This window comes from Arthrobacter sp. D2-10, from assembly GCF_054161285.1.
Genome location: NZ_CP096432.1, coordinates 97,272 through 122,731, shown reverse-complemented (window position 1 = coordinate 122,731; position 25,460 = coordinate 97,272). Strand labels below are relative to the sequence as shown.

Annotated in this window: 18 protein-coding genes and 1 pseudogene; 11 read left to right on the top strand and 8 right to left on the bottom strand. The window is 60.0% G+C overall.

The annotated features are described in order from the left end of the window. Positions 1 to 19 precede the first annotated feature (19 nt). The 8 genes and pseudogenes from M1D74_RS17480 to M1D74_RS17445 form a co-directional block, all read right to left on the bottom strand. The gene (locus M1D74_RS17480; RefSeq protein WP_458117234.1) at positions 20 to 2,077 is read right to left on the bottom strand and encodes a glycoside hydrolase family 31 protein; all 2,058 of its coding nucleotides are present in this window, start codon (positions 2,075 to 2,077) and stop codon (positions 20 to 22) included. A gap of 49 nt (positions 2,078 to 2,126) precedes the next feature. Continuing rightward, positions 2,127 to 3,011, bottom strand: a complete 885-nt coding sequence (locus tag M1D74_RS17475) for a carbohydrate ABC transporter permease (protein ID WP_458117233.1) — start codon at positions 3,009 to 3,011, stop codon at positions 2,127 to 2,129. Then, positions 3,008 to 3,952 (bottom strand): carbohydrate ABC transporter permease, encoded by a 945-nt coding sequence (locus M1D74_RS17470; protein ID WP_458117232.1) that lies wholly within the window; start codon positions 3,950 to 3,952, stop codon positions 3,008 to 3,010. The genes M1D74_RS17475 and M1D74_RS17470 overlap by 4 nt, the downstream gene beginning before the upstream one ends. A gap of 6 nt (positions 3,953 to 3,958) precedes the next feature. Continuing rightward, complete coding sequence (locus tag M1D74_RS17465; RefSeq protein ID WP_458117231.1) at positions 3,959 to 5,170, bottom strand: sugar ABC transporter substrate-binding protein; 1,212 nt, start codon at positions 5,168 to 5,170, stop codon at positions 3,959 to 3,961. A 362-nt stretch (positions 5,171 to 5,532) separates the two neighbouring features. Then, positions 5,533 to 6,345, bottom strand: a complete 813-nt coding sequence (locus M1D74_RS17460; protein WP_458117370.1) for a LacI family DNA-binding transcriptional regulator — start codon at positions 6,343 to 6,345, stop codon at positions 5,533 to 5,535. A gap of 108 nt (positions 6,346 to 6,453) precedes the next feature. Further along, a pseudogene (locus M1D74_RS17455) lies at positions 6,454 to 6,585 on the bottom strand (LacI family DNA-binding transcriptional regulator); the annotation flags it as partial. Positions 6,586 to 7,244: 659 nt separating this feature from the next. Then, the gene (locus tag M1D74_RS17450; RefSeq protein WP_458117230.1) at positions 7,245 to 7,808 is read right to left on the bottom strand and encodes a MarR family winged helix-turn-helix transcriptional regulator; all 564 of its coding nucleotides are present in this window, start codon (positions 7,806 to 7,808) and stop codon (positions 7,245 to 7,247) included. A gap of 110 nt (positions 7,809 to 7,918) precedes the next feature. After that, on the bottom strand, positions 7,919 to 11,131 hold the full coding sequence (locus M1D74_RS17445; protein ID WP_458117369.1) for a glycosyl hydrolase: 3,213 nt from the start codon (positions 11,129 to 11,131) through the stop codon (positions 7,919 to 7,921). 364 nt (positions 11,132 to 11,495) lie between these two features. Between M1D74_RS17445 and M1D74_RS17440 the strand changes: the two genes are divergently transcribed. From M1D74_RS17440 to M1D74_RS17390, 11 genes are all read left to right on the top strand, one after another. Next, entirely contained in the window at positions 11,496 to 13,019 is a 1,524-nt protein-coding gene (locus M1D74_RS17440; protein WP_458117229.1) for a sugar ABC transporter ATP-binding protein, read from the top strand. Next, entirely contained in the window at positions 13,016 to 14,047 is a 1,032-nt protein-coding gene (locus M1D74_RS17435; protein ID WP_458117228.1) for an ABC transporter permease, read from the top strand. Before M1D74_RS17440 ends, M1D74_RS17435 begins: the two co-directional genes overlap by 4 nt. Then, on the top strand, positions 14,044 to 15,093 hold the full coding sequence (locus M1D74_RS17430) for an ABC transporter permease (protein WP_458117227.1): 1,050 nt from the start codon (positions 14,044 to 14,046) through the stop codon (positions 15,091 to 15,093). Before M1D74_RS17435 ends, M1D74_RS17430 begins: the two co-directional genes overlap by 4 nt. Before the next feature lie 67 nt (positions 15,094 to 15,160). Further along, complete coding sequence (rhaS, locus tag M1D74_RS17425; RefSeq protein WP_458117226.1) at positions 15,161 to 16,207, top strand: rhamnose ABC transporter substrate-binding protein; 1,047 nt, start codon at positions 15,161 to 15,163, stop codon at positions 16,205 to 16,207. Positions 16,208 to 16,615: 408 nt separating this feature from the next. Then, entirely contained in the window at positions 16,616 to 17,782 is a 1,167-nt protein-coding gene (gene rhaI, locus M1D74_RS17420) for an L-rhamnose isomerase (RefSeq protein WP_458117225.1), read from the top strand. Between the two features lie 2 nt (positions 17,783 to 17,784). Further along, on the top strand, positions 17,785 to 19,827 hold the full coding sequence (locus M1D74_RS17415) for a bifunctional aldolase/short-chain dehydrogenase (protein ID WP_458117224.1): 2,043 nt from the start codon (positions 17,785 to 17,787) through the stop codon (positions 19,825 to 19,827). 11 nt (positions 19,828 to 19,838) lie between these two features. After that, positions 19,839 to 21,344 (top strand): rhamnulokinase, encoded by a 1,506-nt coding sequence (locus M1D74_RS17410; protein WP_458117223.1) that lies wholly within the window; start codon positions 19,839 to 19,841, stop codon positions 21,342 to 21,344. 49 nt (positions 21,345 to 21,393) lie between these two features. After that, positions 21,394 to 22,200, top strand: a complete 807-nt coding sequence (locus tag M1D74_RS17405) for a (Fe-S)-binding protein (protein ID WP_458117222.1) — start codon at positions 21,394 to 21,396, stop codon at positions 22,198 to 22,200. Then, positions 22,200 to 23,669, top strand: a complete 1,470-nt coding sequence (locus M1D74_RS17400; protein WP_458117221.1) for a LutB/LldF family L-lactate oxidation iron-sulfur protein — start codon at positions 22,200 to 22,202, stop codon at positions 23,667 to 23,669. The genes M1D74_RS17405 and M1D74_RS17400 overlap by 1 nt, the downstream gene beginning before the upstream one ends. Beyond that, positions 23,669 to 24,316, top strand: coding sequence for a LutC/YkgG family protein (locus tag M1D74_RS17395; protein ID WP_458117368.1), 648 nt, complete (start codon positions 23,669 to 23,671; stop codon positions 24,314 to 24,316). The genes M1D74_RS17400 and M1D74_RS17395 overlap by 1 nt, the downstream gene beginning before the upstream one ends. Further along, positions 24,309 to 24,872 carry a LacI family DNA-binding transcriptional regulator gene (locus tag M1D74_RS17390; RefSeq protein WP_458117220.1) on the top strand — a complete coding sequence of 188 codons (564 nt, stop codon included), beginning with the start codon at positions 24,309 to 24,311 and terminating at the stop codon, positions 24,870 to 24,872. Before M1D74_RS17395 ends, M1D74_RS17390 begins: the two co-directional genes overlap by 8 nt. Positions 24,873 to 25,460 lie beyond the last annotated feature (588 nt).

Here is a 25,460-nt window from a genome sequence, read left to right as displayed (position 1 = left end):
CCAAGGCTCAGGTTGCCTCTCATGCGCGCTGATACCCGGACCTTCCAATTGACCCGACTAAGTGCGCGAGTCGGTCGTTACGGCTGAAAACTGGGATAACGTCAAGCGGAGCGTCGGCGAGGACAGTCTGTCCTCCGCTAAGGCACCTACCCGTGGAGAGTTCGGTCCAGTCTGCTCCAGCCGGTAGGTATACCAGGCGGGTGGTAGCTCCAGCGGTGAGGACTGGAGCGACGAGAAGGTCGGGGCCGAACAGGTATTGATCAGAGACATTCCAGGCCTCGGGGTCGGTGGGAAACTCGTGGAACAGGGCCCGCATGACGGGCTGGCCGTGCTCGTGGGCCGAACGCATGATGTCGCGGGTATACGGTCGCAGCGTTTCCCGGAGGTGAACGTATTTCTCGAGCACTGCATACGTCTCCTCCCCGAAGCTCCAAAGCTCATTGTTTGCACCCGAGGGGGAGCGGCGTGAGCCGTCTGCTGATGTTACGGGTTCGCTTGGATGACGGTCTCCGTGTAGGCGCATGACGGGGCAGAAGGTGCTGAACTGGAACCAGCGTGTAAGGAGCTCAGTGAACGCAGGGTCGGAGATGTCACCGCCAGCAAATCCGCCAATGTCGGTCGTGAACCAAGGGATGCCCGCGATTCCCATGTGGATACCGGCGGTAATCTGGCGTCGAAAGTCCTCGTAACTCGACTTGATGTCTCCGGACCACACGAGCGCACCATAACGCTGACTCCCTGCCCACGCGGTGCGAACAAGATTGACGATCTCACTTTGGCCAGCCTCCTGTTGCCCTTCGTAGAATCCGCGTGAGAACGCCTGGGGGTAGATGTTGCCGATCTGGACATTGGGACCCGCGGCGTACCGGAAGTTATCGAAGTCGTAGACGCCGTACTCGGGTTCAGCCTCGTCGAGCCAAAACATGCGGATGCCATGTGCGCCGTAATTGCGCGCACATTTCTCCCACACGAAGCGCCGCGCGGCCGGATTTGTGGCGTCGTAGAAGGCGCTTGGGCCCTCGAACTGCATGTGTAGGTCGAGCCCGCGCTCGGAAGTAACGAGAAGATTATTCTTCTTCATTTCGGCGTAGTTCTCGGATTCAACCGAGACCTGCGGCCACACGGAGACCATCAATTCAATGCCGAGTTCGCGCAGCTCAGCAACCATCGCTGAGGGGTCGGGCCAGAACTCCTCTTCGAAGCGGTAGTCGCCCATCTTGGGCCAGTGGAAGAAATCAGCGACGATTACGTCCATGGGTAGTCCTCGACGTTTGTGCTCGCGCGCGACGTCGAGAAGCTGCTGCTGATTCCAGTACCTTAGCTTGCACTGCCAGAATCCAAGCCCGAACTCGGGCATCATCGGCGCGTGACCGGTGGCGTGAGCATAAGCGCTCGTGATTTCGGCCGGCGAGTCACCAGCCGTCACCCAGTAGTCGAGCTGCTTGGTCGATTCTGCGACCCATTCTGTGCGATTCACGCCGAATGTCGCGCGACCAATAGCTGGGTTGTGCCAGAGGAAACCGTAACCCTTGCTTGAGAGGACAAAAGGTACGCTCGACTGTGAGTTTCGATGTGCGAGTTCGAGCGTGCAACCCTTTAGATCGAGGATGTCTTGCTGGTACTGACCCATCCCGAAAAGCTTTTCCGCCGGGTCCGTCTTGAATGATGCTGTGAGGTGGAAATCGCCGCCGAGGTGCGCACGATGATCCCGAGCCTTCAGATGCAGGGCTCCTCCGCCATCTAGCTCCGAGAAAAGCACCTCGCCCCGCTGGTTGACGAAGGTTAGAGAGCATGAATGCTCCGCGTAACCCGTCTGATAGCCGTAGTGAGCGGATGCGACGAGGACAACGGTGATACGGCCCGCGGTAAGGCTCGCCCGATCACCTTCGATGTTGATGGTGAATGGAACTAGCGGCTGCTCGAGCAGAGCCCAGTCAAAGTCGAGCACCTCCGACATTATCGTCGAACGTATACGGACGCTGTCTTGGCCCCACGGTTCGACGACGACCGTCTCGCCGTCCCCGCGCCAGATGAGCCTGGCCCCGTCTTGTTCGAAGTGCGTTGTTTCGTCGGTCATTGAATCCCGTTCTGAAGTAGAAAAAAAGCGCCAGCGCCTGGTGCTAGCGTCAGTCTTTGACGGCTCCGGCTGTTACACCTGCGGCTACGTAGCGCTGAGCGACGATGAGGAGGATAGCGGCAGGGATAGAGGCGATTACAGCGGTCGCCATAATCCCGTTCCAGTTAGTTGTGGTGGACCCGATGTATCGATAAAGCCCGAGCGTAAACGGCACGATGCTGTTACCAGATGTGAGTGAGTTCGCGTTCAGGAAGTCCGCCCAGGCGAAGAGGAAAGAGAACAGCGCCGCGGTAACGATGGAGTTGCGGCTCAACGGCAGGACAATCGACACGAATGCGCGCCAGTTGCTTGCGCCGTCGATCCTGGCTGCTTCCAGAAGCTCATCTGGGATCCCCAACATGAACGCGCGCAGCACGATGACCGCGAACGGAACTGAACCAGTTGCGTTTGCAAGAATCAAGCCCGGGTAGGTGTTAAGGAGCCCGAAGGCGTTGTAAATCGCGAACAGGGCCGTGACAAGCACAATTCCGGGGATCATCTGCGCGAGCAGGAATACGAACATCACCAGGCCTGTTCCGCGAACCCTAAACTTGGCCATCGCGAACGAGGCCGGTAATGCGATCGCCAGAGTTAGGATTACGCACCCTATCGAAATCATCAGGCTCGAGCCAAGATTCGGCAATTGGGTTGATATGGCCTGGTGATAGCCATCCAACGTCGGATCTAAGGGCAGGAAAGAAGGAGGACTCTGTATCAAATGTTCAGGTTTGGTGAGTGAGACGTTGACCATCCAATAGAGCGGGAAGAGCAGAAATCCGCACAGCACAACGGCGCAGACAAAATTTGCCCATCGTAGAACCGGTGACTTGGTACGGCTCTTCCTAGCTCGTTCTGTTCTTAGTTTGTCTCGGTAGGAAGAACTGATGACGCTCATCGGAGGGCCTCCTTGCGCTGGGCTCGAACATAGATGAAGCCGAAGACGAGCGCCACGACAACGAGGATTTCTCCCGCGGCGGCTCCGACGCCAAACTGGAGGTCCGTGAATGAGGTTTGGTAGGACCACGTGGACAGAGTGTTGGAGCTGTTCGCTGGGCCGCCCTTAGTAAGAATCCAGATGACGTCGAAGACCTTGATGGTGTAGACGAGACCCAGGAGCAGGGTTACGGCACTCACGGGTTTCAGTAGAGGCCAGGTGATGCTCCAAAATGTCCGCCAGCGCGTCGCTCCGTCCAGTGACGCCGCCTCGTACAAGTTCTCCGGGATGCCTTGCAGGCCGCCATATAGGAGGATCATGTTGAACGGGATACCAAGCCATATGTTCGCAAGGATGACGGCCCACAGTGATACAGAAGGGTCAGTCAACCATCCGATCGGGGCTCCTAGCGCGTAGTTCAGGACACCGAACTGTTGATCGAAGATCCACCGCCATGCTGTGGCGGAGACAATCAGGGGAAGCAGCCAGGGCAGCAGGATGAGTGAACGGAAGGTCGTTGACAGCGGGAAACGGCGAGTGAAGAACAAGGCGAGAACCAGCCCGATACTGAATTGGCCGGCAAGGGAGGCAACTGTAAACGCGACAGTGTTCCACGCGATCAGGGGGAAGACCGCATCTGTCACGACTGCGATGTAGTTGTCGAAGCCGACGAAGGGAGCCTCGCCAGTGATGAAAGCTGTCGGCCCAAAGTCCTGCATGCTCAATATGACGCCCCGAATGATCGGGTAAATAAAGAAGATCAGTAGGAAGACCACCACCGGTGCCATGAACCCGATGGCCGCGATACTGGACTGAGCCTTTCGGAGGCGACGAGGGCGAAGCGTGGGCTGCGGCGCGGTTTCGCTCCGCGTCGAGGCGCGGGTGGCATCTCGGACAGACACTGTGACCTACTTCTCTAGGCTTGCCGCGGCGTCGTCGAGCGCCGCCTGTGGTGTCTTCGATCCGGTCAGGGCTTCCTGAATCGCAGTGTAAAGAGCCTTGGAAGTCTCCGGATAGGCCACCCCGAGTTCAGCCGTCCGTCCCTGAGCGGCAGTGATTGCTTCTACCCAGGGCACGAGGGCTGAGTCAGCCGTGGCCTGGTCAGCTGCAGCGTCCGGATACGGCATGATGTACGACTGCCCCGCAGCCCATTCCGTTAGATTTGCAGGATCGATCATGCATTGAGCGAACTCTGTAGAGAGCTCTTGCATCTCCGCATCCGCTACTACGACCTCAATGAACTCGCCACCGAGGGGACTGGGCGCCGCCTCGCCGTTCTTCGCCGGAAGTGGGATGACGCCGTAGTTCAGCCCAGCTTCGTCGAGCGCTGAGAGCTGCCATGTGCCGTTCACCATCATGCCGAGCTTTCCTGCCAGGAACTGGTCGCGTACATCCTGCTGGTTGGTGTTCACGTTCGCCTCGGAGGCGGCGCCGCTCTGCACCAAGTCGACCCAAAGCGTTAGCGCTTCGACAGCTTCGGGTGAGGAGATGTCCTCGAGGCTGGCGCCCGCACCCCAGAAAAAGGGCAGGAACTGGAACGTCCCCTCCTCGCTCCCGGAGGCGGAGAAGCCAAGACCCTTTACATCACCAGTGCTCAGGGCAACTGCGGCCGCCTTCAGCTCTTCCCAGTTCGTCGGCGGCTGAACGCCTGCGGCGCTGAGGAGATCTTTGTTGTAGAACAGCGCTAGGGTGTTTGATCCGAGAGAGGATCCGTAGGTCTTGCCGTCCAGCTGTCCGGCAGCGAGTACATTTGGCAGCACATCGGCTGTATCAAGACCAGAGGCTTCGTTGTCGACCAATAAGCCCACATCGGCGAACCGGGCCACGGAGGGGTTGTCCAGCACGATGAGGTTAGGAGTGGTCTTGGACGATGCGGCCTGCAGGAACTTGGTTTCCAGGCTTGGATCGGACGTGCGTTCAATCGAAATTCCGGTCGACGATTCGCAGCCCGATATCAGTTTGCCGTAGGGGGAGTTCTCGTCGTACTGCGTGTACGCATCCCATAGAGTGAGTGTGTTACTCGAATCGGACGACGCTCCTGCGCTGCAGGCGGACAAGGCGAGTCCCAAGACGACGGTCATACCAAGTGACGCTTCAGTGCGCTTATGACGTTGCTGCATAGCATTCCTCCTTGAATACCGGGTCAACCGCACCGGGCGGGCGGTTGCGCCGTTTCGGAAGGCCGCTGATCCGTGTCAGAGGGCCATGTTCCGAACGAACAAGGCAAGGCTAGCGGAGTTGGAGAACCGGTTCAATAGTTTTGGAGAACCGGTTCTCTCCCGGGGTAACCAATCTGATATTTGTGAAGGGTCCAACAACGCGGGGATCCGGGCCAGAGCGTAAGGTTAAGGGCTCAAAAAAAGTACTAGGCATCAGATGGTGACGGGAACCGATAACAGCTGCAACTGAGCAATAGCCAGCTCGCGGGGGCTAATAGTACGTCGGCTCGGGGGAGCTAATACTACGTCACCTGAAAGGCGTGTTACGTACGCGTTTGGGCGGTAGGAGCGAATACCGACCCGCTCCCTTCCGGCAAGTGGCGGGTGGTTGAGCCAAGATCGCACAAAATGGCTGGCATGAGTTCGACGAGTCCAGGCTTCGCGGTACCGACGAGCTCGTCTAGCACCAGATTCACTGCGCGGCGGACCATCTCATTGCCAGGAAGATCTATAACGGTGATAGGCAGATCCAAGGAGCGCATGGTCTCAGCGGGAGCAACTGTCATGACAGAGCAATCTTGCGGTATTGAAACACCCCTTCCTTGAAGGGCATCAAGGAAGGGCTCAAGCACGCCCGGAGCAGCTGCGACGATGGCGCTGAGTTCCGGAAGCGTCTCTTCAGCTGATGCAAGCCAATCTTTCACTCCTTCAGGCCCAGCCCGATATTCGATGACTGCGCCGCGCACGCCTCTAGCATCGCACTCCATGATGAACCCGTCGAGGAATCTGCGAGTGAAACCCGGTTGTTCTCCCAGGGACTGCGGCGAAGGCGGTCCTACAACCGCAATGTGCGTATGCCCTAGATCGATCAAATGCGCCGCGGCCACTTCGCCGGCCTGCTGAAAGTCCAAGTCGACGGAACTGAAAGTGCTTCCCTCGCCGGGGTACCCTACGAGAACCGTCGGCAGCCCGATTTCAGTGAGGGCGGGAAGGCGGGGATCATCCAGGCGTACATCCATTACGACGAGTGCGTCCGCCAGCATATCGCCCTGCAGTTCATCGTCGCCCTTGCCCATCATCAAAAGATCGAATCCACGGGCCCGTGCCTCATACATCGCCGCCCGAACGAAGCTCATAAACACACTGATGTCAGACTCGTGAGAGCTCGTATCAATCGATGCCAAGAAGCCCAAGATGTTCGTGCGCTTAAGTGCGAGTGCACGCGCCATGGGATCAGGACGGTAGCCAAGCCTTGTTACACTCTCGAGAACTTTCTGACGGGTGGCATCAGGAAGCTTCTTCTTTCCGGACAAGACGTAAGAAACGGTGCTCCGTGCCACGCCCGCGTCCGCTGCAACATCCCTGATGGTAACCATGCCATAAGCCTAGCGAACCGGTTCACGCCGACGTACCGCAGTGCCATGCGTAGCGCGTCGCTCACCGTTCCTATGTCAGCCGTTGAATGGGCGCGGCGGCCCCAGACGCTAAGTTGCGCAGCTTCACGTCGCTACGGATTCCGAGGGTATGTGCCGGCCGCACCATCGCGGATCTTCCGGCGCAAGGCTCGGGACGGAACAATTCTACAAAGAGCTGCGAATCAATGCCGTCTATATGCCCAGGGCAAGAACATTGTGGGGAGATTGGATGCGGGGGCCTATAAAAGCTTGGGTTTGCTGGGATGCCCCCTTCGGATGAGGGCAAAAGAGCCTTCACGGCACTCTCCACACAAGCACGAGTGTCCGATTCCGAGCCGGAATAGCTCATGCAGCCGTCCGGCCGGCCTAGCCGCGGGTTCGCGAGCTCATGACTCTTACAGCCCGATCAGGTAGCCGTTGTGGAAACGAGTGAATCGCTCGAACGCACGCCGCGGTGATTCTTCCAAAGGCAAGCCCCCTCACGCTCGTGGGCGACTATGTCGCCTACGTCTTTCCGTAGCTCGGCTGCGTCATACACCTGCCTTCCCGCAGCGCGTAATCAACCGTGGACTATCAGCGGTGGGTGCTCAAGTAGCGGCTAGTACTTAATCGGGTGCAAATCACAGCTGCCATTGCCTCGCCAAAGCAGCATGGTTGCCAGTGTCCGCCATCGCCGAGGTCCACTGCCGTGCAAGCCGCGCCATCATCCGCTTCAGAGAGTCGACCTCTTCTACACTCCAGTCACTGAGCAACCTTTTGAGAAACTCCTCGTTCTGTTCGATGATGCGGCGAGCGTAGTCACGGCCCTGCGGCGTCAATGTGAGAAGGACGCTGCGGGCGTCATCGGTAGATGGAACTCGGATCACTAGGCCGAGGTCGATCAGGGCACGAGCGACTCTCGTAACGTTGGCGCGACCTGTGCCAAGCATCACGGCCACCTCTGAGGGACGCATGGCTCCCCGGTAGGCGAGGTGATTCACTACCAAGAACATAGACACATCATCGACGGGGAAACCGATAGCCGACATGACCGCTCGTCTCACCGCTTCGCTGTCCGCGTGGTGAATGATCGTAGAAATCGAGAGAACGAGATTTAGAGGATCTGAACCAATAATAGGCGTCAGATCGACGCCTCCGTTCTGTCGCGCTTCGCAAGTGCGGGTCGCAGTATCCTCGTCACTCATCCTTGATACGTTACCCGATGTGCACACGCGGGTATGGCACAGCAAGCAAAGCGGGGCCCGGCCTGAGAGCCGGGCCCCGCAGTGCTGCGTAGGGTGTGCTGCCTACCCGTCTAGCCCTGGTTAGGTACGCGCGCGAGGGTGTAGGGCACGATCTCTACCGCGCCCGTAATTCCATAGTCCTGCACGGGACCAGGTGTCGGATAACCGCGTGCGAGCATACGGTTGGTAAGCGTGGTCGCGACGATTATCTGAACAGTGTTCGGTCGGTTCTTGACAAGGTAATCCGAGACGTCGACCTCCAGCGTGCGCAGGTCAAGCCCTTCCACAGTCTTGCCGTTGACGACGACTCGCGCCTGTTCGCCGTTGGTCGAGCCAATCCGCAGGACGGCGCCATTCTTCGCGTTCCAGTTGCGGGGAAGTTCGAATGTCGTCTCGTATGTTCCCACACCGGATACCTGCGACATAGACGGGTTCTTGCCCGATAGCTGAGTCAGCTGTTCGTCCGTCGCTGGGAGGTCCTTCCAGGGCAGCAGTGTGCTGTCAGAAAAGCGGAGCTCCGTCTTCTTGGTGGTGTAGTAGGCTTCGCGCGTCTCATGTCCGAACTTGGATTCAGTATTGACGACCTTGTCGCCCTCATTCCAGTCCTCGACCCTAATGTCCCAATTTTCGAGCGCGATCTTCTCCGGGACCTTGACCTTCGTGCGCACCGCACGACCGTTACTGAGATTGGTTGTGTATTCCCCGCTTTCCGTAGCCAGAATCGACCGCACCCCATTGTCCTCAACCACTCGGTCAGCGGTAGTCGAGATTGCATGCACTCCCGCTGCCGGGTCATCGAGGTCGAGAGCGATGATCTCAGCTTCCCCAGGCTTCAGGGTCAATTGGACGTTCGTACGCTCATCGCTTACGTCGTAGGCACCCATGGCGCTGACGTCGCCGGTCCAATCGTCGATGACATATGGCTTACCCGGCGCAGCAAGCGACAGGTCGAAGGTGTGCGGTTCCTCTCCCTTGTTCGTGTCGAACTTGAAGCTGTATGCGAACGTATAAAGGATGTTTTCCTTAGTATCAAGGCGCGATACTGTCAGGAGCTTATCGTTCGGCTCGCTGTATGCGACCCGAGGTTCCACGCCCATGTCGCGCAGCGTGGCCAAAGTGTCGCTCTGATTGTCGAGCACTCTCACATTCGGCAGAGCCTTGATCTCAGCGACCACAGCCTGGAGCTCGGCGTCCGTGTGCTGGACGAGCGTCGAGCTTTTCGAAGCGGCCTGCGCGTACGTGACGTCCGGAGCGCGGCTGTTGAGCGTCTCGACTGTGTTATTGACGAACAGAACCGGCACACCGTCTTCTGCCATCTCGAGCAGTCGGGTTGCGCTCTTGAAGTCCATCGATTCCTGGTACACGATGACCGCCTGGTAGGCCGGGCCGCCGGGTTGCAGGACCCCATCCGTCCATTCGACGTTGCTCTCGTCCGCTAGCAGTTGCTCCGAGAAGTAGTCGTAGGTGTAGCCGGCATGCTGCAGCGACATGTCCTGCCAGTACCAGGGATCGTTATGCATCGCAGAGTTATTCTCGGGCAGACTTGGGGTGCTGAACGAGAAGTTGGGGTAGTTGTTGTACGAGTGGTCAGTACGCAGGATGGCGATGTCCCGCTGAGGTTGCCCTTGCCGCAGAATCTTTTGATTGCGCCCAAGCATTTCAGTCCATTCCGGGTACATCTCAGACGCTGGTTGACGATCGCCGAACCGGTCCGAGAAGAATGTGGACATGCCCTCGTGTCCAGGCCATGCAGTGTCCTCCTCGGATCCTTCAATCGCGGAATGCCCATGGAAGACCGTTCTGTTGACGCCCCCGGCGAACTGTAGGTAGGACAGGTTTGTCCAATAGTCCATGTCGTAGTAGTAGTTGCGTCCGCCTACGGCACCGGTTTCGCTCGACAAAGGCACTCCATACATGTTCGCCGATCCGAGCATGCCTCGGATGAGGTCAACATCGCCCTCATGCGCGAATGACTCCGTTTCAATGTCGTCCAGGTATTTGCCTGGGGTAGAGATTTCGAAGTTCATGCCGTAAGACGGTTCTGCCCGGAGTTGCATCCCCAGAGAGTGCAGCCAGGTCTGCAGCGGCTTGAGTACGTTCTCGATATACATCTCGGTCATAGTGCGGTCGAGGTCGGCACGAACCTTCACCAGCTGGTCCTGATGTTCCTCGCCCGCGACGGTGTAATCCCACGTGCGCGCCGGCTTGACGACGAACAGTGCGCCGTCCGCCCCGATGAGCGGCAGGTACGGCGTGATGTCGTACCCGCGTCGCTCGAGGAACTCCTCCTTGAAGTTGTAGCCCCATAGTGTGCTCGCGGCTCCCGGGAAGTCGAGTTCCAAGGAGTCCATGTAAATCTCGCCTCGCCCGCTCTGCTCAAGAATGTGGCGAACGTCTTCGGTGAGGACGAACTCCTCCCAGTAGTCCTTCAGGGCCTCGATGCCATAGCTGTCGACGTAGTTCACGGTGTAGTTCGTTGCGACCGAAGGGTCACCTGTCTGGGCTGTGCCATGCATCCAGTAGGTGAAGATGGCGTACTCGCCATCCTCGGGCGCCTTCCACTCCAAGGAGTATTCACCCTCGGCCTCTACGACATCGGAGGTGAGGTCGGTGAGTGTGGTGAAATCGATCTCGCCGGTTCCGGAGCCTTCAGCTCCGTCGACACCTGCTCCGGCTCGAGGGGTTGTAACCTTGGCTGCTACAGCGCCTTGAAAGACGATGTCTTTGACCTCTTCCGGCACATCATGGGAAGGTCGCGCAAGCTTCCCCGAGAACTGCTCCCCAGGCTTCAGCATGATCGTTGAATAGTTAAGCGACTTGGATGAGGCTTTGTTGTCAGGAGTGAAGGCAGAGCCCTGCCAGTTGTAAGTATCAGGTAGATTCGCGTGGGAGAAGTTGGCACCACTGGTTAGGCTGAAGCCCAAACCGCGGCTAGTAGCTTCCTCCATGATGAGCTGACTGTCAGCGTTCCATTCATCGGACCCCCAGCCGTAGATTTCGTCTGGCGCTCCGTCCTCCGGCATTGCGAGGAATTCGGTAGCACCAAACCCGGCATCGGCAAGCCATTTGACCTCATCGCGAAGAGTTTTGTCCGTATTTAGACCCTCCGCTAACCACCACCGAACCTCAGGGCGGTACTTGGGCTCAACCTCGCTGAGTATCGACTCCAGCTTGCTTTCGAATTCGCTGGTTGCTGATGCTCGCGGTATGGGTGGCATTTGAAACGCGGAGAGCGTCGAGAGCACCAAAGGTGCACCTACGATCACCGCAACAGCCTTTTTCATTCTCACAACGAGTTCCTCCTTGAACGTCGAGAACGCAGCACCGAGCGGGCATGGCGCTGGGGGCCTCGCCACTGTGGCGACGCGCGAGTCGTCTGCGACCCGGGCGCTGTTGGCCCAATCTAGCTTAAGTAGTTCACCACGAGGACATATTTATCGCAAGCTAGTGAACTATGTGGTTTGCTTATGAGCAGCAAATCGGTGGGGGGCGTGATCCGTGGCATTGCAGCCGCCACCACCTCCCTGCAGGAGAAGGTGGGTATGAGTCACAGTCGTGTCCTTGACTTTTGTGGCCTGGATTACATAGGATTTGCCTGAATCGTTCAAATGAAACGATTCACTCAACGCACCTCGAGGAGGAGATGTCGTGTCGGTAGGCACTACGGCCGTCGCGCCGCCTGCGCTCGAACTTGCCAACGTAGCCAAATCTTTCGGCGCCGTAGTGGCGCTTCGTTCGGGAACAATCAAGCTCGAACAAGGTTCGATCCACGCGCTAATCGGCGAGAATGGCGCGGGTAAATCAACGCTCGTCAAGATCATCGCTGGCCTGTATCGGCGTGACGAGGGGATCTTCCGCCTTCGTGGTGAGGAGGTGGACTTTCATACGACGGCCCAGTCGAAAGCGGCGGGCATCGCAGTCATCTATCAAGAGCCGACGTTGTTCCCCCATCTGTCGGTCACCGAGAACATCTTTATGGGTCGCCAGCCGACGAACCGGTTCGGAAGAATCGATCGCAAGGCGATGCGCGCGGAAGCTCAGGAGACCTTTAAGCGTCTAGGTGTGGCCATTGACCCAGACAGGGTTACAGAAGGTCTGTCGATCGCGGACCAGCAGATCATTGAGATCGCCAAGGCCATCTCGCTGAATGCGCGGGTGCTCATCATGGACGAGCCGACTGCAGCGCTGAGCGGGGTGGAGGTTGAACGGCTTTTCGCAGTTGCGCGCAGCTTGCGGGATGAGGGCCGCGCTCTGATGTTCATCTCGCACCGCTTTGACGAGGTGTTTTCGCTCTGCGACAAGGTCACGGTTATGCGCGATGGAAGCTACATCGACACCAGTGCCATCAGTGCAACTACGGTTGATGATCTGGTTCGGCAAATGGTTGGGCGTGACGTGGCGGAGCTCTTTCCCAAGCTGCCTGCAGAGATAGGGGAGGAGGTTCTCCGGGTTGAAGGCCTTACCAGCGCCGGTGTTTTCCATGACATCAGCTTCACTGTCCGGGCTGGTGAGATTGTCGGCTTGGCTGGTCTCGTGGGTGCTGGGCGAAGCGAAGTAGCCCGGGCAGTCTTCGGCGTTGACGGTTATGACTCCGGCTCGGTGCAGCTGCTTGGACGGAGGATGCCGAAAAACAATCCCCGCGCCGCTATGGCGCAAGGGCTGGCCCTGGTACCGGAGGATCGCCGTAAGCAGGGTTTGGTCCTGGACGACAGCGTTGGTCGCAACATCACGTTGGCGATTCGCGGTTCGCTCACCAAAGCAGGACTGATCTGGAACTCGAAAGAAAATGCTGCCGCCGCTGACTGGTCAAGCCGACTCGAGGTGAAGACCGCTGCCCTCGATGCTCAAACGGGGACACTGAGCGGCGGCAATCAGCAGAAGGTCGTGCTCGGCAAATGGCTGGCAACCAACCCTAGGCTCTTGATTGTCGATGAACCCACCAGGGGAATTGACGTCGGGACGAAGGCCGAAGTGCACCGCCTTCTTTCGGAACTGGCCCAGCAGGGCCTGGCCATCATCATGATCTCGTCAGAACTTCCGGAAGTACTAGGAATGGCAGACCGAGTATTGGTGATGAGGGAAGGCCAGCTCACCGGCGAATTCTCCCGGGCAGAAGCCACTCCCGAAGCAGTGATGTACGCAGCAACCGCCGAGAAGGAACACGCCCGATGACTGCCACTCTGACTAAGCCTTCCTCGCGGGGAATCGGCCGCGTCGCCAAGAACATCTTCGGGGCGCGCGAAACCGGAATTCTCCTCGCGCTCATTCTGATCATCATTGTGGCCACGGCCAGCAACCCCAACTTCCTGTTCTCTGGAGACGGCTTCCGCGACCTTCTCCTGACGCCGTCGCTCCTCATGCTCATCGCCGTTGGCTCGGCAATAGTGATCATCACCCGCAACGTTGATCTCTCCGTGGGATCGGTAATGGGCCTGACCGCGTATCTGACCGGGCGGCTGTTCATCGACCTGCCGAGCATACCGTCCATCGCGGTGTTCCTAATTGCCATCGGTACAGGCGCCGTCCTCGGCTTGATCAACGGGGCACTCGTCGCCTTCGCCAAAGTCCCGGCCCTCGTCATCACATTGGGAACCTTGTATATATACCGCGGCATCAACGTCGCCTGGGCGGGCAGCGACCGAATCAACGCATCCGATCTCCCTGCCGGCTTTCGAGGGCTCGGTACAGGTCAGATCTTCGGGATTCCTTATCTGACGCTCCTGGCGGCCGCGGTACTTGTGGCGGCTGCCTGGTACCTCCGGAACGCAAAGGGTGGCAGGGAGCTTTATGCGATCGGATCCGAACCTTCTGCGGCTCACCTCTACGGCCTACCTGTAACCCGGCGGGTGCTGATGGCCTTCATCGTCAGCGGAGCGCTAGCGGGTTTGGCCGGGGCACTTTACGCCGCGCGTTACGGGACGGTCAGTTCCGGTGCCGGCACCGGCTGGGAGCTGCAGGCAATCGGTGCAGCGGTGATTGGGGGAGTTGCCATCTCTGGCGGAGTCGGAACGCTCTGGGGCGCCGCCATCGGAGCGTACCTGTTGCTCACAATCAACCGTGCCCTTCCGATCCTGGGAATCTCGGACTTCTGGCAAAGGGCAGTTGTCGGCGCTCTGATTATTGGCGCGATCGTCCTCGATCGCGTGCTAGCTCTCAAACAATCCCGAAAGCTCCTGGAAGCCAGGGAGGAAGAACGATGACCACCGTCACACCGGAAACCAGAACTACACGCACATATAAGGCGTACGCCCAGCCAGGGTGGCGTCGCGCCCTGTTCACCCGGGAAGCGGCCATCATCGGCCTGTTGCTCGCAGTTATAGCGATTGCGCTGGCAACAGTGCCGAACTTCGATAGTCCCCTCACGGCGACCTTCCTGCTCAGAGACATCGCACCGATCTTGCTGATTGCGCTGCCAATGACGCTCATCATCATCACTGAAGAGATTGACCTGTCAGTGGCGAGCATCGTGGGGCTCTCGAGCGTAATGACTGGAGTACTAACCCAGGCTGGTTGGCCGATGGCGGTCGCCGCCGTCGTCGCCATTTTGATTGGCACAATAGCCGGCGCCCTCAACGGGTTCCTGGTAACTGTCGTGGGGCTGCCTTCCCTGGCGGTCACAATCGGCACCCTTGCTTTGTTCCGGGGTATTGCAGTCGGGCTTCTCGGAACGACGGCCATCACCGACTTCCCGGAGTTTTGGACGGACCTTGCCAAGGAGAACATCCCCGGCACGCCGATCCCGGTCATCATGATCCCCTTCATCGTGCTTGCACTGGCGTTCGCAGCACTGTTGCATTTCACGCCGTTCGGCCGCTCGCTCTACGCGATTGGGATGAATAAGGAAGCGGCTGCCTTCTCCGGTATAGACGTGGGCCGCACAAAGTTCATCCTCTTCGTGATGAGTGGAGCCGTCTCAGGTTTCGCTGGCGTCTACTTCACCCTGCTCTATAGCAACGCTCGCGGAGACAACGCCACCGGTATGGAGTTGCAGATCATCGCAGCCGTACTCCTCGGTGGTGTGTCGATCTTCGGAGGCCGCGGCGCTATCCACGGCGTTATCGCTGGAGTACTTCTTATCGGGATCATGGGCAGCGCCCTCCGCCTGGCCGACGTGACCGCTGACCTCATCAACGTCCTTACCGGTGTGCTCCTGGTGTTGTCCGTCGTCTCGGCGAGTGTTCTGGCCTGGTTCCACCGCCGGCGTAAATCACCCGCTGCGTCACCGGCGCAAAAACGCGAATCCTAGCTTCAAATCCATCAAAGCTTCAGCCAAACAATGTCCGGACTCACCCGGATCTGGAAAGGAAAAAAGGATGTTCACATCTAACCGAGGACGCCGATACGGCGGCCTCACCGCCATGGCGCTTGGCGTCTCAATCGTGCTCACCGGCTGCGGAGGCGGTGGGGAACAAGGAGGCGCAGCAGGCGGCGCCGAAGGATCTGACGCCAATCTGGAGATCACGTTCCTCCCGAAGAACCTGGGCAACCCGTACTTCGACACCTCCAACGCAGGCGGCGAAGAGGCGATTGAGGAGTTCGGGGGAACCTTCGCTGAAGTCGGCCCGACCGAAGCGAGCCCAACAGCGCAGGTGAGCTACATTCAAACTGCTGCTCAACAAGGCGTTGGCGCCTTGGTTGTATCGGCGAACGACCCCGAAGCCATTTGTGATGCGCTGAATGAAGCGCGTGATGCTGAGGTCAAGGTCGTCACCTTCGACTCCGACACGAATCCGGAATGCCGCGACCTCTTCATCAATCAGGCAACCGCGGAGGGTATCGCGAAGTCCCAGGTTGACCTCATCGCGGAACAGATCGGTGATGAGGGACAGATCGCCGTTCTCTCGGCGGCGGCCAACGCCACCAACCAGAACGCTTGGATCGAGATCATGAAGGAAGAACTGGCAGCGAATCATCCGAACATCGAGCTGGTCGATGTTGTGTACGGCGATGACGACGACCAGACTTCCTTCGACCGTACCGCTGCCCTGTTGCAGACGTACCCCGAGTTGAAGGGCATCGTTTCACCGACCACGGTCGGAATCGCCGCGGCCGCCCGATACCTCTCCACATCGGAGTACCAGGGGAAGGTGGCGCTGACCGGGCTCGGAACTCCCAACCAGCTGCGTGAATACGTGGAGGACGGCACAATCACCGCTTTCGCTCTGTGGAACCCCGCGGATCTGGGATACCTCAGCGCCTTCGCAGCCAAGGCCTTGGTCGAGGGCGAGATCACCGGCGAAGAAGGGGAGAGCTTCGAGGCCGGCAAGCTCGGTGAGTACGAAGTAGGTGCAGACGGCGTCGTGCTCCTGGGTGAGCCATTTGTCTTCAATGCCGACAACATCGGCGAGTTCGACTTCTAGATTGCTCGCGGTATCACGCAACGAGTCAGGCTGTTGATCTCAATGGGTCAACAGCCTGACCCGTAACATCCTCTTGGTTTTGGGACGTAGCAGTCAGATCTGGGGTGCCTCGAGCGCTGGCTCCCACCACTGGCTGACGTGCAGCCCGCACCTAATGCTGCGGCCCGTCGAGTATGGGTGAAAGGGAGCTAGGGAATGGCGGATCAAGGCCGCATTAAGGGAGCGGTTCTTATGATCCCGACTAAGAACTTAGGTACGTCGCAGGCGTCGGAGCGAGAACCATCGAACCCCGACGGTGGTGTACATCAGGGCTAATCTCGATGTAATATGAAACGATTCAATTATTCGAGTGAGATGCGCCGGTTCCGGGACTACAGCCTGACCGTCGCGCGGTAATGGAGAGAAGTAATGGTTGATCTAAAGGCAATAGCGCCTAGCTTGAAGAACCTGGCAATTGAAGTGCCCTCGTGGGCGTACGGCAACTCCGGAACGCGGTTCAAGGTGTTCCAGACCCCCGGCACCCCGCGCACTGTGCAGGAGAAGATATCCGACGCCGCCAAGGTCAACGAACTGACGGGCCTTGCACCCTCGGTGGCACTGCATATCCCCTGGGACAAGGTGGAGAACTACTCGGAGCTTTCCGAGTACGCACAGGGACTGGGCATCAAGCTCGGCACGATCAACAGCAACACCTTCCAGGACGACGATTACAAGTTCGGCTCCCTGACGCACAGCGACGCCGCTGTGCGGAACAAGGCGCTGGACCACATGTACGAGTGCATTGACGTCATGAACGTCACCGGTTCCCAGGACCTGAAGATCTGGTTGGCGGACGGCACCAACTACCCCGGCCAGGGCGACATGCGCTCCCGGCAGGACTGGCTGCACGACTCCCTGCAGAAGGTCTACGCCCGGCTTGGCGATGACCAGCGTATGGTGCTGGAGTACAAGTTTTTCGAACCGGCTTTCTACCACACCGATGTTCCTGACTGGGGCACCTCCTACGCCCACACCCTCGCACTCGGCGAGAAGGCCATGGTCTGTCTCGACACCGGTCACCACGCACCGGGCACCAACATCGAGTTCATCGTGGCGCAGCTGATCCGCCTCGGAAAGCTCGGCTCCTTCGATTTCAACTCGCGCTTCTACGCCGACGATGACCTGATCGTAGGATCAGCGGACCCCTTCCAGCTGTTCCGCATCATGTATGAAGTGGTCCGCGGCGGCGCCCTTGAACCGTCCAGCAATGTTGCGCTGATGCTGGACCAGTGCCACAACCTCGAGGAAAAGATCCCCGGCCAGATCCGCTCGGTGCTCAACGTCCAGGAGATGACGGCCCGCGCTCTCCTCGTGGACCGCGAAGCCCTGACCAAAGCCCAGGAAGCCGGCGACGTCCTCGCTGCACACCAGGTTTTCATGGACGCTTTCTACACCGATGTCCGCCCGGCGCTTGCCCAGTGGCGTGAATCCCGCGGACTTCCCGCGGACCCGATGGCTGCCTACGCTGCCAGCGGCTACCAGGAAAAGATCAACGCCGACCGCCAGGGTGGTCAGCAGGCAGGATGGGGCGCATAACCATGAGCACCAACAACCCGACAGTCCAGGACCTGATTTCACGGTCCAACCGTCTCGGCGCGGACAAGCGCAACACCAACTACGCCGGCGGCAACACCTCTGCCAAGGGCAACGACACCGATCCCGTCACCGGCGAGAAGGTGGAGCTGCTGTGGGTCAAGGGCTCCGGCGGCGACCTCGGCACCCTGAAGGAACAGGGCCTGGCCGTGCTCCGCCTGGATCGACTGCGTGCCCTGACCAACGTGTACCCGGGTTTGGACCGCGAGGACGAGATGGTCGCCGCTTTCGACTACACCCTGCACGGCAAGGGCGGCGCGGCGCCGTCCATCGACACCGCCATGCACGGGCTGGTCGACGCAGCCCATGTTGACCACCTTCACCCGGATTCCGGTATCGCCATCGCAACCGCCGTTGACGGCGAGGCCCTTACCTCCAAGATCTTCGGCGACAAGGTGGTGTGGGTGCCCTGGCGCCGCCCCGGATTCCAGCTGGGCCTGGACATCGCGGCGATCAAGGCGAAGAATCCGCAGGCCGTGGGAACCATTCTCGGCGGCCATGGCATCACTGCCTGGGGCGAAACCTCCGACGAGGCCGAGAACAACTCGCTCTGGATCATCGAAACCGCCGAACGGTACATCGCCGAAAACGGCCGCCCCAACCCGTTCGGCGAGCCGTTGCAGGGCTACGCACCGCTCGCACCCGCCGAGCGGCGCGCCAAGGCTGCCGCCCTGGCCCCCGTCATCCGCGGCCTCGCCTCGACCGACCGGGCCCAGGTAGGCCACTTCACGGACGACGACGTGGTCCTGGACTTCCTCGCAGCCTCCGAACACCCGCGGTTGGCGGCGCTGGGCACCTCCTGCCCGGATCACTTCCTGCGCACCAAGGTCAAGCCGCTGGTGCTCGATCTGCCCGCAGATGCCTCCGTCGAGGACTCCGTACAGCGCCTGAAGGAACTGCACAAGGAGTACCGCGCGGACTACGCCGCCTACTACCAGCGTCACGCGGATGAAAACAGCCCCGCCATGCGCGGAGCCGACCCTGCGATCGTGCTGGTTCCCGGCGTCGGAATGTTCTCTTACGGCGCCAACAAGCAAACCGCCCGCGTGGCCGGCGAGTTCTACATCAACGCGATCAACGTGATGCACGGCGCGGAGGCACTCTCCACCTACGCCCCCATCGATGAGTCCGAGAAGTTCCGCATCGAGTACTGGGCGCTCGAGGAGGCCAAGCTCGCCCGGATGCCGAAGCCGAAGTCTCACGCCACCCGCATTGCGCTGGTGACCGGCGCAGCGTCAGGCATCGGCAAGGCCATCGCCACGCGTCTGGCTTCCGAGGGCGCCTGCGTGGTGATCGCGGACCTCAACCTCGAGAACGCCGAGAAGGTGGCCGAGGAGCTCGGCGGCCCCGACGTCGCCATCGGGATTCAGGCCGACGTCACCAACCCGGAGCAGGTCCAGGAAGCGGTCGACGCCGCCGTCCTGGCCTTCGGCGGACTGGACCTCATTGTGAACAACGCCGGGCTGTCCATCTCCAAGCCGCTCCTTGAGACCACGGAGAAGGACTGGGACCTGCAGCACAACGTCATGGCTAAGGGCTCCTTCCTGGTGTCGAAGGCCGCCGCGAAGGTCCTCATCGACCAGGAGATGGGCGGAGACATCATCTACATCTCGTCCAAGAACTCCGTCTTCGCGGGACCGAACAACATCGCGTACTCGGCCACCAAGGCGGACCAGGCCCATCAGGTCCGCCTCCTCGCCGCTGAACTCGGCGAGCACGGCGTCCGGGTCAACGGCATCAACCCCGACGGCGTGGTCCGCGGCTCGGGCATCTTCGCCGGCGGCTGGGGCGCCAAGCGTGCCGCTGTCTACGGTGTGGAGGAAGAGAAGCTCGGCGAGTACTACGCCCGGCGCACCCTTCTCAAGCGCGAGGTCCTGCCCGAGCACGTCGCCAACGCCACCGCGGTACTCACCTCAGCCGAACTGTCGCACACCACCGGCCTCCACGTACCGGTCGACGCCGGTGTGGCCGCAGCATTCCTTCGGTAAGCACACTCGCGATGACTACTGAAACATCCGCGAACACCGCCCCGCCAGAGACGGGGGCGGTGTTCGCCGCCATCGATATCGGCGCCTCTTCCGGGCGGGTCATGCTCGGCCGCGTCTCGGCCGACGTTGGTGCCTCTCTGCAGACCGTGCACCGCTTTCCGAACGGAGTCGTGGAAATGGATGGCGGCCTCCGCTGGAACTTCGACGCGCTCTTTAAGGAGGTCCTCACAGGTTTGGCGGCTGCAGCAGAAGCGGCTGCGGTAAGAAACGAGCGCGTCACCAGTATCGGTATAGACACATGGGCTGTGGACTACGGCCTAGTCAACGCCGCCGGCGAGCTGATTGCGCAGCCGTTCAGCTATCGAGACGAGCGCAGCCAGGCCACAACCGCACAGGTCCATTCCAAGTTCGGTGAACGCTGTCTCTACGGAACTACGGGCCTGCAATTCCTGCAGTTCAACACCATTTACCAGCTCGCCGCCGAGCAGGATCTTGATGGGCTGCAGGCGCTGCTGATCCCGGACCTGATCGCATTTTTGCTTACCGGCGTCCGCCGTACTGAAACCACCAATGCCTCCACCACTGGGTTGTTTGACGCTGTGGCGGGCGAATGGGCCACCGAATTCTTCCATCCGCTGGGGCTGCCGCCGCAGATATTCCCGCCTTTGGTGGAGCCCGGCCGCACTGTGGGCACCCTGCTGCCGGAGGTGGCTGCTCGTACCGGCCTGGACCGGGACACCAAGGTCGTAGCAGTGGGTTCGCATGACACAGCCTCCGCAGTCGCGGCAGTTCCTGCCCTGCGCGATGACTTCGCCTACATCTCCTCCGGCACGTGGTCCCTGGTGGGCGTAGAACTAAATAAGCCCGTCCTTAGTGAAGCCAGTCGACTAGCCAACTTCACGAATGAACGTGGCGTTGATGGCACCATCCGCTACCTGCGCAACGTCGGCGGACTCTGGCTCCTGAGTGAATGCCAGCGGACCTGGGCTTCGGAAGGTTGCTCAGCGTCCCTGACCAGCCTTTTAGCGTCCGCATCAGCACTTCCTGCGGGTGGTCCGCAGATTGATGCCGACGATCCCGCTTTCACGGCACCAGGCAACATGCCTGACCGTATCCGGGCCGCGGCCCGAGACTCAGGCGCGCTCCTGCCTGAGGGGGCAGCGAACATTGTCCGGTGCATCATGGATAGCCTGGCCGCAGGCTATGCCCGGACCATTGCGGAAGCCGAAGGGCTCACTGGCCGCCACATCAGTATCGTGCACATCGTCGGAGGCGGATCCCAGAACGCACTGCTGTGCCAGCTCACAGCCAACGCGACCGGGCGACGGGTCATCGCCGGTCCTGTCGAAGCAACCGCATTCGGTAACGTGCTCGTCCAAGCACGGGCGGCCGGCGCCGTCACCGGCGGATTACCGGAACTGCGCCGCCTCGTTGCTGCCAAGACTGGACTGGTCACCTATGAGCCGGGAGCACCGCTATTGCCCGGACACGAAGGCGCCCTCCAAAGCACCGAGTAATCGCCCTCTCTTGTCCTTGCCGCTTGCAAGACCGAATTGGAAACCCCTCATGAAAATCGCATTATTTGCCACCTGCATCGTCGACGGCATGTACCCACGGGCAGCGCAGGCAACTGTGGCGGTCCTCGAACGGCTAGGCCACAAGGTGGTCTTTCCTAAAGGGCAGGCTTGCTGCGGGCAGATGCATGTCAATAGCGGCTACTTCAAGGAAGCCGTGCCCGTGGTGACCAATCATGTCCGCGCCTTCGAATCCGAAGAGTACGACGTCGCGGTCGCGCCCTCCGGATCTTGCGTCGCTTCGGTGAAGCACCAGCATCCGATGGTGGCCCGGCACGTCGGCGACTCCAGGCTCGAGGAGCGAGCCACCGCAGTCGGACAGAAGACCTATGAGCTGTCCGAACTCCTGGTGGACGTTCTGGGTGTTACCAACCCAGGGGAGCAGCTCGGCTCCTACTTCCCGCACACCGTCACCTACCACCCGTCCTGCCACGGCATGCGCCTGCTCAAACTCGGCGACCGTCAAGTAAACCTGCTCCGGGGCGTAAAGGGCCTGATAATGCGAGATCTGCCAGAAGCGGATCAATGCTGCGGATTCGGCGGCACCTTCTCCGTAAAGAACGCCGATGTTTCCTCGGCCATGCTGACGGACAAGACAGCGAACATCCGCAGCACCGGTGCATCCGTATGCGCAGGTGGGGACTACTCCTGCCTGATGCACATTGGCGGCGGCCTATCCCGGCAGGGAGACGCAGTGGCAACGCTCCATCTCGCGGAAATCCTGGCCAGCACTAAACAGGAGCCCGCTGCCGTGCCCGGCACAACAGGACAATCAGTGGTGAAAGTGGTGGTCAAGTAATGTCTCGCACTCAGCTTGGCATGCCGGGCCTCCGGCCCGCTTCCGGAAACCTCTTTGCCGAGGAAAAGTTCCCATCCGCAGCCCGCCGCGAGCTGGGCAACACTCAGCTCCGCCGCAACCTGAAGCATGCAACATCCACAATCCGCGGCAAACGCCTGGCTGTCACCGGTGAACTACCGGATTGGGAGGACCTGCGCGAGGCCGGCAGCGCCCTGAAGACATCGGTGATGGCCCGGCTCCCGGAGCTACTCGAAGCCTTCGAATCCAACGTCACTGCCCGCGGCGGTGTGGTGCACTGGGCTCGGGACGCGGACGAAGCCAACCGCATCATCCACGATTTGGTCAAGGCCGAGGGCGTGGACGAAGTGGTGAAAATTAAGTCCATGGCCACCCAGGAAATTGGCATGAATGAATACCTGGGAGAGCACGGCATCGCTGCCTACGAGACCGACTTGGCTGAGCTTATCGTCCAGCTCGGCCACGACAAGCCCAGCCATATCCTGGTCCCGGCGATCCACAAAAACCGCACCGAGGTCCGCGATATCTTCCTTCAGGAGATGCCGAACGTCGACCCGGACCTGACGGACGAACCGCAGCGGCTGGCCATGGCTGCCCGCGCCCACCTGCGGCAGAAATTCCTAACAGCAAAGGTCGCAATCTCCGGAGCGAACTTCGGCATCGCAGACTCCGGCACGCTGGGCGTAGTGGAGTCCGAGGGCAACGGCCGTATGTGCCTTACCTTGCCCGAAACCCTCATCACCGTAATGGGTATCGAGAAGCTGCTGCCCACCTTCTCGGACTTAGAGGTGTTCCTGCAGCTGCTTCCGCGTTCCTCCACGGGGGAACGGATGAATCCATACACCTCGCTATGGACCGGTGTGACAGAAGGCGACGGGCCGGCGAAGCTCCATGTCATTCTGCTCGACAACGGGCGGACCAACGCCCTGGCGGACGAGATGGGACGCTCGGCGCTGCACTGCATCCGCTGCAGTGCCTGTATCAATGTTTGTCCCGTATATGAGCGCACTGGCGGCCACGCCTACGGCTCCACCTACCCCGGCCCCATCGGCGCGATCCTGTCACCACTGATGACCGGCATCCAAGCCGAAGAGAACGGCTCACTGCCCTACGCATCCTCGCTCTGCGGTGCCTGCTACGATGCCTGCCCGGTCAAGATCAACATCCCCGACATACTGGTCCACCTCCGAGGTAAAGACGTGGAAGCCCACCGCGGAGGGCTTCCCTCGCAGATGGACGTGGCCCTCAAAGCCGCGTCCTGGGCGCTGTCCTCCGGAAGCCGGCTCGGCGCCGTCGAAAAGCTCCTTCCCCTCGGCCGCGCCGCTGCCGGACGGGACAAAAGAATCAAGAAGCTGCCTGGCATCGCGGCCGGCTGGACCCAGAGCCGTGACATCCCGGCGCCGCCGTCTCAGTCGTTCCGGGACTGGTGGGAAAAGGAGCACGAGAAATGATGAGCACACGCGAGCACGTTCTTGCCGCCGTTCGAACGGCGCTCAAGGATTCCCCGACCATCCCGGATATTCCGCGGAACTACAGGCTGGACGGCACCACCGATGCAACTGAGCGTATCGACATGCTCGTCGACCGGCTTGAGGACTATAAGGCCGGCGTCACCGTCGTAGATGCAATGGACGTCCCGGCCGCTATCCAAGAACTCCTATCCGGCGCCGCCACCTATGTGGTGCCGATCGGGTTGGATCCTACCTGGCTTGCGTGGGAAGCGAATCCCTCACGGCAAAGGGTCGACGGTGGCGCAACAGGCCCGTTGTCCATCGCCGAACTCGACGGGACGGACACAGTAGTGACGGGCAGCGCCGTGACAGTCGCAGAATCAGGAACCATCATCCTCGACGGCAGCCCGAACCAAGGCCGCCGGGCAATCTCGCTAATTCCGGATCACCACATCTGCATCGTTCACAGCAAGGACATCACCGCGATCCTTCCTGAAGCGCTGCGCCGCCTGGACGGAACCCGACCACTCACCATGATCAGCGGTCCCAGTGCGACCTCCGACATCGAACTCGAACGCGTCGAAGGAGTCCACGGCCCTCGCCGCCTGGACGTCATCATCACACGGGAGAGTTCGGGTGATGACTGATGCCGTTAGTTCCCGTCGAAAGGAAGGCGTGAAACCAGCAACTCTTTCCGATGTCGCCGCAAAAGCGGGGGTCTCTGTAGGCACCGTCTCCAACGTGCTGAATCGGCCTGAAAAAGTGATGCCTCCACGCCGCCATGCAGTCTGGTCGGCCATCAATGAACTCGATTACCGGCGTAACGAACATGCGGCGGCCCTGCGGATGGGAGACACGAGTCAGCGAGAAGCGGCAACGCGTGCAGAAAAGTGTCAGGATCCCCGCCGGAACAATGCTGAGGTCGAGGTCGAGCCGCAACACACCCGACGCAAGAAGGAAGCCCGAAACCCGTTGAAGATTCACAAATTCCCTGTAGCTGAATCCGATGAACTTAACTGGTATCGACTGAGACCAGGCAGCGCCGTAGAAGTGAGGTTCAACGAGCAAGAAGTTTTTGCGGGCGAAGTCGACATGATCATGAATGACAGGTCGGCGGTATGGATCTGGGTGATAGGGGTAGGGCGACGCCTCATTCACGTGGACGATGGAGCCATTCTCGTGGAACGAAAGGTGACGCGATAGATCGCTGAGGCAGCGCACCCTATTCTGACGCTGCTGAGCGGCCCGCCTGACATCAGGTCTGGGTGTAGTTCAACTGCGCACGTTCTCTCACTACGCTCGATGAGTCCTGAATAAGCCTTCGGATCGCGCGCAGGGCGGCTATTGTGAACGCCGATAATTGATCTTATGTAAAGTAGCGGCTTCGCTGACGACTCCCCTACCGCCGGATTCGCGGTTTATCCATACTCACTTTTCGCCCCGGACTCGCACGAGCTCGGCAACGGATTGCGTTCTCACCCTTCGCATTCCTTGTACTACTGCAGGCTGCCTATTTCCAATGAAGACTCTGTTACTAACGAACTCTGTCAGCCATGATTTTGGACCCGTCAGGACGGGATCCGCTGTGCACGACTGGACTCGCTGCCGTCAGCTGAATGCCGTTACCAACAAGGGCGTTGATCGTTGGCTTACCGTTGAGCTGCTTTTTTGTCCGCCTCGAAACCACACTTAAGATACGCCACCCCACCGAAGTACAAGGCAGGACGATCAGGTAGTTCGCCCGCCTACCGCTCATCACCTCGGATCAGCAGGTCGGTGATCGAGGACTTG